General features: G+C 68.4%; 11 protein-coding genes and 1 pseudogene. 9 read left to right on the top strand and 3 right to left on the bottom strand.

Features of this window, described 5'->3' with window-relative positions:
* Positions 1-154: 154 nt before the first annotated feature.
* From ACFY5B_RS17820 to ACFY5B_RS17810, 3 genes are all read left to right on the top strand, one after another.
* Positions 155-2,101 carry a hypothetical protein gene (locus ACFY5B_RS17820; protein WP_389969956.1) on the top strand — a complete coding sequence of 649 codons (1,947 nt, stop codon included), beginning with the start codon at positions 155-157 and terminating at the stop codon, positions 2,099-2,101.
* Between the two features lie 238 nt (positions 2,102-2,339).
* Positions 2,340-3,491: a hypothetical protein gene (locus ACFY5B_RS17815; protein ID WP_389970813.1), complete on the top strand. Its 1,152-nt coding sequence runs from the start codon at positions 2,340-2,342 to the stop codon at positions 3,489-3,491.
* 123 nt (positions 3,492-3,614) lie between these two features.
* Entirely contained in the window at positions 3,615-4,325 is a 711-nt protein-coding gene (locus ACFY5B_RS17810) for a hypothetical protein (protein WP_389969954.1), read from the top strand.
* A gap of 156 nt (positions 4,326-4,481) precedes the next feature.
* Here ACFY5B_RS17810 and ACFY5B_RS17805 read toward each other — a convergent pair whose 3' ends face one another.
* Positions 4,482-4,934, bottom strand: a complete 453-nt coding sequence (locus tag ACFY5B_RS17805) for an LCP family protein (RefSeq protein ID WP_389969952.1) — start codon at positions 4,932-4,934, stop codon at positions 4,482-4,484.
* Here ACFY5B_RS17805 and ACFY5B_RS17800 point away from each other — a divergent pair.
* From ACFY5B_RS17800 to ACFY5B_RS17790, 3 genes are all read left to right on the top strand, one after another.
* Positions 4,902-5,408 (top strand): hypothetical protein, encoded by a 507-nt coding sequence (locus tag ACFY5B_RS17800; RefSeq protein WP_389969950.1) that lies wholly within the window; start codon positions 4,902-4,904, stop codon positions 5,406-5,408. The two genes, ACFY5B_RS17805 and ACFY5B_RS17800, sit on opposite strands and share 33 nt — an antisense overlap.
* A 44-nt stretch (positions 5,409-5,452) precedes the next feature.
* Positions 5,453-5,776, top strand: a complete 324-nt coding sequence (locus ACFY5B_RS17795) for a hypothetical protein (RefSeq protein WP_389969948.1) — start codon at positions 5,453-5,455, stop codon at positions 5,774-5,776.
* Between the two features lie 135 nt (positions 5,777-5,911).
* The gene (locus ACFY5B_RS17790; RefSeq protein WP_389969947.1) at positions 5,912-6,583 is read left to right on the top strand and encodes a hypothetical protein; all 672 of its coding nucleotides are present in this window, start codon (positions 5,912-5,914) and stop codon (positions 6,581-6,583) included.
* A gap of 278 nt (positions 6,584-6,861) precedes the next feature.
* On the opposite strand, the gene ACFY5B_RS17785 is transcribed toward ACFY5B_RS17790, so the two are convergent.
* A complete protein-coding gene (locus tag ACFY5B_RS17785) occupies positions 6,862-7,356 on the bottom strand; it encodes a hypothetical protein (RefSeq protein ID WP_389969945.1) in 495 nt (164 codons plus the stop codon).
* 710 nt (positions 7,357-8,066) lie between these two features.
* Here ACFY5B_RS17785 and ACFY5B_RS17780 point away from each other — a divergent pair.
* From ACFY5B_RS17780 to ACFY5B_RS17770, 3 genes are all read left to right on the top strand, one after another.
* Positions 8,067-8,702: a hypothetical protein gene (locus ACFY5B_RS17780; RefSeq protein ID WP_389969943.1), complete on the top strand. Its 636-nt coding sequence runs from the start codon at positions 8,067-8,069 to the stop codon at positions 8,700-8,702.
* The gene (locus tag ACFY5B_RS17775) at positions 8,699-9,733 is read left to right on the top strand and encodes a hypothetical protein (RefSeq protein WP_389969942.1); all 1,035 of its coding nucleotides are present in this window, start codon (positions 8,699-8,701) and stop codon (positions 9,731-9,733) included. The genes ACFY5B_RS17780 and ACFY5B_RS17775 overlap by 4 nt, the downstream gene beginning before the upstream one ends.
* Positions 9,734-9,932: 199 nt before the next feature.
* A complete protein-coding gene (locus ACFY5B_RS17770; RefSeq protein WP_389969940.1) occupies positions 9,933-10,604 on the top strand; it encodes a hypothetical protein in 672 nt (223 codons plus the stop codon).
* Positions 10,605-10,834: 230 nt separating this feature from the next.
* Here ACFY5B_RS17770 and ACFY5B_RS17765 read toward each other — a convergent pair.
* Positions 10,835-11,583 (bottom strand): annotated as a pseudogene (locus tag ACFY5B_RS17765) (transposase family protein).
* Positions 11,584-11,768 lie beyond the last annotated feature (185 nt).

Raw genomic sequence — 11,768 nt, 5'->3', positions numbered from 1 at the left:
CAACGCCTGCACAGCACGGACATGGGCGCGGAGCACGGGCCGCGCACGCGTGCTCCGGCTGCTCCTCGCGCTCTGTTCGCTGACAGCTCTCTTCGCAACCGCCACCCCCGCCGCCCCCGCCGCCCCGGCACGCGCCGTGAACACCGTGGATGCCGTGGACGCCGTGGATGCCGTGGACGCCGTGGACGCCGTGGACGCCCCCACCCAGGCCGCCTACCTCGCTGACCGCCTCCGCGAGAATCCGGTCTACGTCACCGACCAACTCCCCCGGGAGGTCCTGCGGTCCAGCGCCCCCGATTTCGCCAGGCTGGCGAAGAAGACCGGCGTCCCGACCTACGTCCTGGTCCTGCCCATGTGGGGTGGGACGGACGGCAAGCAGCTGCTCGGCGCGGTGCACGACCGGCTCGGGCGCGACGGGCTGTACGTGCTGATCGAGGGGACGGATGTCACGCAGGCCACGGCCTACGGGGTGCAGGCCCCCGCCGAGGCTGCCGTGACCGTCGCCCTCTACGAACTCCCGTCCGACGCGGGACCGTTGCGGAGCTTCGAGCGTTTCGCCGACGTCATCGCCCAGGGCGGCCCGAAGGCCACGGCGAGGGCGGAGGCGGCACGCGAGAAGTACCGGGACGACCAGCCCGCCGAGATGTACATCGGCCCGTCCGACCGCCGCAACCAGTCGTTCCTCACGGGCATCCTGCTCACCGGCGTCCCGCTGTCGATCGTGCTCACGGCCGGGTACGTGCGGCGTCGCCGTCGGCGTTCCGGGGCCGGGCGGCGCGTCCCCCGGTGGATCGTGCCCGCCGCGGCCGTCCTTACCGCCGCCGCGATCGCCCTCACCACCCCCGTCGTCTTCGACCAGACCAGGTCGAGCGCGGCGGAACCCCCCAGCCCCGCGGACCTGTCGGCCCGGGTGGAGCGGGTCGCGGCCGGGCTGAAGCAAGACCCGGTCTACCCCGATCCGGAGAGCCCGCGCGTCCTCGACACCCGGCAACTGGACCGGCTGCACGAGCGGATTCGGGACTTCCGACGCTCCGAGGGCGGCGGCCCGGTGTACGTCTCCGTCGTACCCCAGACGCCGGAGAGCGAATCGGCCGGTGACAGCTGGCTGTTCACGGCGGCCGTGCACGCCAAGGTGGGCGAGGACGGGGTGTACATCGTCGCCGACCCGGACGACGGCACGATCGACGTTTACAACTACGGACTGCGCCTGGACTCCAGCCGCCTGTCCTTCGACCTGCCGGACTCTGTCTCGTTGGGTGACAGCAGCACGGACGAGGCCGACGACCACCGCCTCGGCGAGCGTCTCGACACGCTGATGACCTTCCTCGACAAGGCCCCGCGCACCGACCGGCCGCAGTCCGAGCCCGCCCCGCCCGCCGCCCCGAACGCCGAGGCCGAGGACTCCCTCCCGCCCCTGTTCTCCACCGACTTCTGGCCCGGCCTGTTCGTGGGAGCCGTCCTGGCCCTGCTGCTGTCGGGTGCCGTGGCCGGGGCGACGTGGATCGTCCGGCGTCTGCTGCGGCGGTCCTCCCCCGCGCCCGAGCCCTCCGACCGCCTGCCCCTCACCTCCCCGGCCGAACCGTCGACCTCCTACCTCCGACGCACCGCGTACGCCGAACTCAGCGCCCTTCGCGGCGAGTTCACCGGCCATGAGGAAAGCGGCCGCGCCTGGGACCACCTGGACGCCGCGATGCTCCTGGTCGACGGCGACCCCGACCGCGCGCGGCAAGCAGGGACGGACCCCGCGACCCTGGTCGCCGTCATCGTGCTCGCCCGGGCGGGCCGGGCCGCCCTCACCGGTGAGGCAGCGGACCTGTGCTGCGGGGTCAACCCGCTGCACGGCCCCGCAGCCCACCGCCGCCACGTCCGCGTCTCGGCCGAGGGCAACGCCCGCCGCCTGCTTCCCGTCTGCGAGCCCTGCCGCGACACGGCCGTCGCCGAACCGGGCGGTATCCCGGCCCGGTTGCTGAAGCTGCCCGGCCCCTCCCTCGGCAGCACCCGCCTCCCCTATTACGAGGCGACCGACGGCCCGCTGACCGCCGTACCCCACGGAATCGCCCGGCTCGTCGACAAGGTGAGGGAGACCGCAGGTGTCCACTGAGGTGAAGCGCGTGTTCACCGCCCTCGCGGCACTGCTGCTGGCGGCCCTGACCGCCACCGGCACCGCCACCGCCGCGGACGGCGACACCCCTAGGGCCTGTCGTTTGGATCATGCCGGCGTCGCGGGTCGTGGCACGCACATCTGCCGCGTTGTCGTCGGTTGTCAACGCTCCGCGTTGACGCCCTCCTCCGCCTTGCATCTGCACGCACCACGCCCCGCTCGGGTCGGCCGAGAGGCGCTGTCACTCTCGGCCGACCTGATCCAAACGACAGGCCCTAGCACCGGGCAGCGCATCGCGAACGCTCTGCGCACCTCCCCCGTCTACGTCGACGAGGCCTATGCCGATGCCGTACCGCCGTCCCGGCAACGGCAACTGGCGGACCGCATCAACCGCACGGGCCTGCCCATCAAGGTCGTGCTCACCCCGCTCACCAAGGGCGACGCCTTCGACGGCGACTCCGATCTCCTGGCCGGGACGGTCCGCGACCGGCTCCCGGAACGGCGCGACCTCGTCCTCATCACGTCGGACGGCGACTTCCCCGACTCCCTCCGGGGCTACGAGTGGCCCGCCGACACCCATCAGACGCGCAAGGCCGTGGCAGCAGCCGGCTTCCTGGACGAGACGCGGGACGCGGGGCTGGCGGCCCTGACCGCGAAGGCCGTGGACCTGGTGGCGGAGGGCAAGGGCGAGCAGCGCTACGAGGAGGCGACCAAGGACCTGGCGTCTCCACGGGACCGGGCCGAGCGGGCGTCGGACGGCACGGGCGGGTGGCTGTGGCCGGTCATCGGCGTACCGGCCCTGGCCCTGACCGTTCTCGTGGCCCGCGTCGCCCTGCTCCGTTCCCGGCGGACCTCCCCGGCCGTCCCCCAGCTGGTGTTCGCGGCGGCCCGCGCGGCCGACGAGGCGCGGGTGCGGCGCCGTGCGGAGGCGGAGGTGCTGGCGCTGGGCGAGGCGGCCCGGGCCGCCGACGTGGCCACGACACCCGGCCTCCAGCAGGCCCTCGACGCGTACGCCGCGGCCGGCACGGTCCTCGACGGGGCCCGGGGCCTGCCGGACCTGGCGGGCGCCCTGGCCCTGGCGCAGGAGGGCCGCGACGCCCTGGCCGGCTCGCCCGGCCTTCCCCTCTGCTTCTTCAACCCCCTGCACGGCCGCGCGGCCCTCCGCACCGGCTGGCGTCCGCTCGGCCACCGGGACCGGCTCGACGTGGCGGTGTGCCAGCAGTGCGCTGACGCGCTGCGGGACCGCCGCGCCCCGGAGGTGCTCCCCGACACGGACGAGGAGGGCCGTAGGGTGCCCTACTTCGAGGTCCCGGCCGGACGGAGCACGTGGGCGGCGTCCGGGTACGGTTCGCTGATGTCCCCGTCGGCCGGGCTCGCCAGGGCCCGTTGACCGGCCGGGCGACCGGCCGGCCCTCGTGTCGTCACACCCTTGCCATCGCTCCCCCCCATGAGCCCCCCCCCCCGGGGCCGCCACACCATGATCTCCGCTCGAATCAGCACCGAGGAGCCCCCTTTGAAGCGCGCCGCCCTGGCCGTCGTCTCCGCCCTGGCCCTGACCTCCGCACTGACCGCCTGCTCGGGCGGCGAGGACACGCCCTCCGGTGGGAGGACGACAACAACACCGAAGGCCAAGCAGATCACTCCGGAACAGCGGCTGGCGAAGGCCATCGTGACGAAGGACGACCTGCCCGGATACAACGTGGACGAGTTGGACGCCGAGTACGCCTTCGCCACCTCCTCCGACCAGGTCACGGTCGACAGGCCCGGTTGCGCCCCGCTGGCCCTCGCGATGAATCAACTCCCGCTCGGTGAGCCCCAGGCCGCCCTCACACGCAGTGCCGGGGCGGGCTACGGCAAGGAGAGCACTTACATCACACTCGCCTCTTACGAGCCGGCGGCCGAGGCCGGGTCGTTGCTGGCCGGGCTGGCGAAGGCCGTATCGGGGTGCGGCGGCGGGTTCACCGCGAAGGCGGGCAAGAACAGCACGGTCTACGACTCGGTCACCGCCGAGAAGGGGACGGCGCCCGGTGCCGTGGCCTTCCGCGCGACGACGCCGTTCCGGGGTATCACCCACACGGTGCGCACCCAGGTCGTCCGCGACGGTGACGTGCTCGCCGTCTACTTCTCGGTGAACGGCTTCGCCATCGCCGACAGCAGGCGGTCCAGCGACGCCAGGATTCCCGCGGAGGTGGTGAAGGCGCAGGACGGCAAGCTCGCGAAGTGAGCCGGGGGCCGGGGGCCGGGACGCATACCCAGCCGGGCGGCCCGGCCGCCTTTCGCCGATCAGCCGCCCGGCGGCCGGTCCTCGCGCAGGGCGTCGAACAGGGCGCGGGCCCGCCGGTCGTCCCACTTCACCGCGCTGCCCTTAGGGGTGCGCAGGTCAGGGTCGGCCACGGGCACGCTGAGCTGCCGGCCCCCGCTGCCCCGTCGCCTTGCGCATGGCCTCGAACAGCGCCATGAGGTCGGGCAGTTCCGTGCCGTCGTCGACGATGAGCGTGTCGAGTCCGGCCCGCAGGGTCGGAAAGGACTTGGACGGGTCGGCGAGGGTGGAGGGCGTGGCCGCCTTGCGGGCGAGGGCGGCGAGGAATCTCTGCTGGTTGCGGGTGCGGCCCAGGTCCCCCTGGGCCTCCTGCTTGCGCTGCCGTACGAAGGCCAGCGCCTCGGCGCCGTCGAGGGTCTGGCAGCCGGCGGGCAGGTTCGCTCCGGAGTCCTTGTCCCGCACGGGCCGGCCCAGACACAGGTCGACGCCGCCGACGGCGTCCACCACCCCCACGAACCCGGCGAAGCCGATCTCCGCGTAGTGGTCGACACGCACCCCGGTGTTGCGTTCCACGGTCCGCACCAGCAGGTCGGGACCGGAGGAGCGTCCCTGGTCCTGGCCCTCCTGCTGACGTCGTCGTCCCCGGAACTGTTCGAGAGGACCCGAGCCGAGGACGAAGCCTTCATCTTCGTCTGGGCCCTGATCGCCCTCCCCGTGGCCGGCCTGCTCCACACACCACACGCCCTGGTACGCCGGGCGCGGATCAGCGCGGGCTGGACGCTGATCGCCGGGTACTGGCTGTACGTCGTGCTGATGGCGGCGCTCGCCTGGCAGGTGCAGGGCTTCTTCCCCGCCCAGGGCGTTCCCGGCAAGAACGGAGGTCTGTTCGGCGCGGCGATCTTGCTGGTGATCGGCACGCCGCTCTTCGCCGTCGGCTCGGGAGCTGTGTTCCGAGAGGAACCCGACGCCACCACGCCCCGCCTCCGAGAGTACATCGCGGCGGTCACGATCCTCTGCTGCACGCTGACCGGCCTCGTCGCGGCCTGACGTTCGGCTTCAACTTCGCCCTCCCCCGCAACGGCTTCCCGGCCATGTCCCTGCCGGGCGGGGCGCTGTGGTGCCTCCTGGCGGGAGCGGCCCTGGGCATGCGTGCCGGTGCGCTGCTCACGGGTTCGGCGAACAGCAGGCGCACGATGACCGGCGACGCGAAGTCCTTCGCCCGCGCGTCGACGGCCATGCTGGGATGCTGCCTGTGCGTCTCCCAACTGGGTTGGTTTCTGCCGACGTGGGCGATGGTGGCAGTCGGAGTCCCGGCGCCGTTCGTGTTGTTCGTGGTGGCGGCGCGCTTCGAAGGGCGACTCGGGCGCTGGGTCCAGCTGAGGCAGATCGAGCTGCCGCGGAGAGCACTGTACTGACGCACACCGGCTCGCACCGGAACGACCTGTGCATCCGGCAATGCCCGTTCCTGGGAAGTTCGCGCTGGTGAAACCAGCAAGCTCACCGATACCGTCAGCGCTCTTGACTAGAGTTCTGTCTCACGGGGAGTAACTGTGAAGTGCCGCTCATTGCCCGTTGCTGCCGCGTCGATGGCGACGGCAGCACTGCTGTTGACGGCCTGCGGCAGCGGGGACGACAAGTCCGGCGACAAGGACAAGATCGCAGGCACCGGCCAGACGGCGGAGTCCACGAAGGAGTCTGCTGATCCCTCGGCGGTACCGGCGGAGAACAAGCCGGACGGCGTAGACGTGTCTCTGCCCAGCGGCATGAACCTGGTTTTCGACTGGGACAAGCCGAAGGACAAGAACGAAGCGGCGGCGATGGATGATGCCGCGAACTTCCTCCGCGCCATTTACCGGGGCGTTGCCAAGCGCACGACCAAGGACGCGGCCGTCACCACCTACTCCACCGGCGAAGGGCGCCACTACGCCGAGGTGCAGATCAACGAATGGATCAAGGGCGGCTGGACCGCCGAAGGCACACGACGCCACTACGACTTCACCACACGCTCGGCCCCCAACGGCAAGTCCGTTGAGGTCGCGTTCTGCGCGGACACCGGGAAGTTCTACGGCAAGGAAGTCAAGACGGGGAAGGTCCTGAAGACCAGGCCGAGCCTTAAGGACTTCGGCTACTACAAGATCGTCATGGTCAAGGTGCCGACAAGCGAAAGCCTGTGGCAGACCTCCGAAGTGTTCGTCGAGACGAGCGCGGAGAAGTGCCGGTGAGCCTTTTTACACTCCTCGACCCTCGGTTCGGCACTGCTGCCGTGCACCTTGCGGCGAGTGCCCTCTTGCTCACGGCGCCCGACGCCGCGCGGAACCCTTGGACTTCGGCATGAGGGGTGGCAAAACAGGAGACGGGCGACAACATCGAGAACGACGGCAAGGGGCGGTGAAGCCCCGCCGCCTCATGCTGACGGGGCGCTACGAGTGGCTGCAACGTCGGTGAAGTACCGGCAGATCGATGGGCCGAAGGCAGCGATGTTCTGAGCACCTCCGTCCACTCACCCAGGGACGTATTCCCTGTCCCACCGGCTCTGCCGCACACCTCCCCAGGTGCCCATCACGACGGCGAGGACGAAGAGAACCGCCAGGAAGGCCGCGTTGGAACTCTGCTCCACATCGCTGGTCGGACTGGCAACTCCTGCGGGGTCGTACCGGACACGCAGCTTGTCGCCCGCCTCCACCGAGTCTCTGCACCCTTCGCCTTCCGCGAGCGAGGGTGAGATCGCACGACCGCCGACGGCACGCAGGTCACAGTAGTTGGTCTTGGCACTGTCCTTGCGCACGACCACGACGTCGGCCCACTCACCCCGCCCCGCCAGGGCAACCTGATCACCGCCGTCGTTACCGAATACGCCCAGCGCCACCCCCGCGACGACGGGAACGACGAGTTGCCAGGCGACTTTCCGCTGCCTGCGCGGAACTCTCCGCAACATCAGCAGTGGCACGAGAACCGATGCCAGCGGCAGCACGATCCAGGCAAGGAGCAGGGCCACCCCACGAACCGGGCTCCACAACGGCACGACAGGGCTGAGCCAGGAGAGTCCCAGCGAACCGCCGGCACACAGGGAGCTGAACGCCGCCCATCGGGCCAAGTCGGTCTGCCACCAAGCGCCTTGAACACTTCGTCTGGTCCGCAGAAACCCCTCAGACATGCACTCCACCACGCGCGCGGTTCACGGCCTCGGCCTCCGATACGGTCACGTCTGCTCGGACATGGACAGCCCCGTCCGGCCGCTACGATCGGCCTCTGGATCGGCCAAGTCAATCAACGTCACCTTCAAGGTGCCCTCAGGGCCCCAGCCGGCGTCCCCCGAGGCAACCTCCAGGCCGACCCCTCGATGAAGCCGCCCTCCACCCGCACGGTAGGCGGGGCCCGACACTACCAAGCTCATGATCGGCGGGCGGAACGGCCGAGCTTGTGCCGTTCACGTCGAAATGCCTACCTAGCGGCTGCCTGACATGCAGCGCGCTAGGCGATAGCAAAACGAAATCTCGGAGGAGCTGCGGTCCGAGACAGTGAACCTGCGTCCTCGAACGCCTCCCGCCTGAGCAGGGCACAGCCTCACATCAGCAGGCCTCATTTGCCCCAATTACCCATTTCTTACCCGAGTTCGCTCTGGTGAAAACAGCAACTTCCCCGATAGCTTCAGTGCACTCAACTGATCTCATGTCTCACGGGGAGTTCACTGTGAAGCGCCGCTCTATGCCCGTTGCTGTCGCGCTCGCTGCGTCCACAGCCCTACTGCTCACCGCGTGCGGCAGCAGCGACTCGGGCTCCAAGGACAACGACAAGATCGCGGGCTCCGACACCGGCTCCCAGGAGGCGACTTCGAGCCCCAGCACGTCGGAATCCGCCGAACGGCCCGACATCAAGCTGACCGGCGGTGTGGACGACGTCTTCGAGGGCTGGGAGACGGGCAACGCCAAGAAGGATGCGGTACTGGCGGACGCCGCGCGAGCACAGACCGCGATCAACGACGCCATCCTCAAGGGCAAGACGGACACCCCCGGCCTCACCTTCTACTACCAAGGTGAGGCCCTCACGACGTCCGTGAAGTGGGTTCAGAAGTGGGTGAAAGCGGGACTGACCTACACGGGCACCACCCGGTACTACAACCCCAAGATCGAGTTGTTCGACGACACGTCGGCAGGAGTCTCCTTCTGCGCCGATGAGACCAAGGCATACAACAAGGACCGGAAGTCAGGAACGGTCGACAGGTCCCCGGCCTCGGACGATTCCTACGTGCTGTACAACACCCGCCTGGAGAAGACCTCGCAGGGAGTGTGGCAGACGACCAGCGGGACGTCAGTGCGCGGGAGCAAGGGATGCGTTCAGTGACCAAGGTCGGTTCCGCTGCCACAGTAGGCACGCTCGTGATCGCCTGCGCACTTCTGACGACCAGCACAGCCTTCGCCAAGGATCCCGGCGGATCTCAGTTCGACGTCTCGGGGAGTAACGAGACGGACAGTGGTCAGACTCTCGAGTCGCGCATCATCTTCCGTGGATCTACCGGTGGCACTGGAGCGAAGGAAACCGGACAGTTCACGCCCGTCGGCGACTGGACGCCACCGGCTTGCTGGTACGAGCCGAAGTGGAGTCCCGCCGAATTTTCCAAAGAATTTCAGAAAGAGTGGAACATCCCGCACGCTAGTGGTGTGGGAGAGGCATATGCCTTGTCCAAGGACTACTACATCAACGGGGAACCATACAAGGACTTCAACAAGTCCGAAACGGGCAAGGGTATGTGGTGGGACGCCGTTCGGGACAAGAGCCGAGAGGAATCGGGAGACCCGGCAGCCTTTGCTTGCGACACGAAGACATTCTGGGTCGAGAACGGCGAAACTCCTACGGTGGAGAACGCCGTAACCCCAAAGATTCTCGCCGATCTCGCCTACAGCCGAATCAAAGTGCCCGACACCGAGGTAACCCTCGCCCCTGCGAACACCACCAAGGTCAACCTCCCCACTTGGGCCTGGCTCGACAGGGCCAAGTTCCAGGACGTCTCAGTCACCGCCTCACTCGACGTCGGCGGTGTGAACCTTCAGGCCACGACCACCGCCAAGCCCATCGCGCTCAAGCTGGAGCCAGGAACATCGGATGCTGAGGTCTACCCCTCCTCAGGGGAGTGCACCTTCAACGACGACGGTTCAATCGGTGAACCGTACGCAAAGGGAAAAGCCGACCAGACTCCGCCCTGCGGAATCAGGTACCTGCGTTCCTCCGGTGACGGCTCGTTCAAACTGCGAGCGACCATCACGTGGGAGGTGTCCTGGACTGGGACGGGCGGCGCCGGCGGGGACCTCCCCAATGGGACCTTCGGAACTGAGCAGAACGTAACCGTCCAGGAGATCCAAGCCGTCAACAGGTGAGAGCCAAGCTTCAGCGGCATTCACCAGCCCGGCCAGAGATCCAAGCATGGCGAGCGGCTCAGATCTCAAGGTGAACGTCGGGACCAGCCCCACACACTCCGGACCGCCCTGGTTCAAGCGGAGTTCGCACTGGCGACCGGAAGCCGCACCGGTACCGTCAGTGGGCATACTGATCTTTTGTCTCTCACGGGGAGTCACTGTGAAGCGCCGCTCATTGCCCGTTGCTGCCGCGTCGGTGGCGACGGCAGCACTGCTGTTGACGGCCTGCGGCAGCGGAGACGACAAGTCCGCCGACAACGACAAGATCGTCGGCGCCGACCAGGCGGCGAAAAAGCCGAAGGAATCGGCATCCGCCTCGGGAGCACCGACGGAGGACAAGCCGGACGGCGTGGACGTGTCCCTGCCCAGCGACATGGACCTGGTCTTCGACTGGGAGAAGCCGAAGGACAAGAACGAAGCGGCTGCGATGGATGATGCCGCGAACTTCATCCGGGCCATCTACCGAGGCGTCAACAAGCGCACGACCAAGGACGCCTCGCTGGTCGCGTACTCGACAGGCGATGGAACGAAGTACGCGAGGACACAGATCAACGCCCGGCTGGACGGCGGCTGGACGGCACAGGGCACGCGACGCCACTACCGGGCCGCCACCCGGTCCGCACCGAACGGCAATTCGGTCGAAGTTACCTTCTGTGTGGATTCGAGCAAGTTCTACAGCAGGGAAGTCAAGACCAACAAGGTCCTCAAGACCGAGCCCAGCATTGCGGGCTTCGACTACTTCAAGATCGTTATGACCAAGTTGCCTACGGGGACCGATCTGTGGCAGGCGTCCAAGGTCTTCGTTGAGACGAAGGCGTCGAAGTGTCGGTGAGCCAATCACACCGTAGACCCCTCGGCACCAGTACTCCGGACGACGCACACTGCGGCGTCCGGGCTCATCCCCCCATAGGAATGATCAGGACACAAAAGGCGTTCCGAGAGTCCCTTACGCGCAGTTGCTCCGGCACTCGCTGAAGTTCGCTCTGTCGAAACCAGCAACCTCATCGGTACCGTCAGTGCTCTTGACTGCACTTCTGTCTCACGGGGAGTCACTGAGGTCTTTCAGCGTTGCCGCTCCAGAGTGAGCACCGCCGCGGAGATTGACGACATTCGATTCGGACTGCACCGGGACTTGCGGAAGATCCGCCAGGACTTCAGTCGTGCGACGCCACGTTCGACCGGTGCCCTGCCGTGGCCAGCGCTCGGCTGATGGTTTGCTGGGTCGGGGTGAGGTCACGGCCCGGCGGGCGTCTGAGGGGTGTTGTCACCCATGGGCCAGCTCCCATGTAGGCGCGGTCGGCGAGGATCGGGACGCCCTGGCGTTCACAGATCCGGATGATCCGGTGGGCGCGGGCCGCAGTGAGATCGTGCGCGCGGCCGGGCATCGTCGGCGAGATCCACAGCAGCCGTCCGGCGGGGTCGGTCACCACCTGCACGTTCACCCCGTGTCGGCGGTGCTTGTGGGAGTAGTCGGCCCGGCTGTCGCCGACCCGGTCGCACTCGGCAAGGGTGCCGTCGAGCAGGACGTAGTCCGGGTCCGTCTCGCGCAGAGCACGCAGCAGGCCGGGAGCCCGGTCGGCGAGCAGGTCAACGACGGCTGTCGTGTAGGCGTGGGCGGTGCCGACGGAGATGCCGAACCCGGCAGCGAGCTGGGCGATGGTGTCGTGCCGGCGCAGGTACACCAGGCCGACCAGGGCACGCTGGTGCGGTGGGAGCTTGCAGCGGCGGTCACCCTCGCGGGTGACGATGAGCATGGTGACCCACTCGACCAGGGCGTGAGGCAGGTCGAGTGCGGCAGAGTACGGAACCAACGCGGCTCCTGTGCTTGTGAGTTGAGACTTCGAACACCTCCCTCAACGGCACGGGAGCCTCGCGCGTTGCGCAAGGGCTCACTGACACCAAAGTCGCTCCGACAATCGGCCGCCGACGCGGGCATGACGATCACCACGCGAGTGGTGAAGACTGGATAGATGCGACCTCACGCCCCAGGCGGACT

It is taken from the genome of Streptomyces sp. NPDC013187 (assembly GCF_042899705.1).
Lineage (GTDB): Bacteria > Actinomycetota > Actinomycetes > Streptomycetales > Streptomycetaceae > Streptomyces > Streptomyces hawaiiensis_A.
The sequence above is the reverse complement of the archived record's forward strand: the minus strand, read 5'-3'. Positions and strand labels throughout refer to the sequence as shown.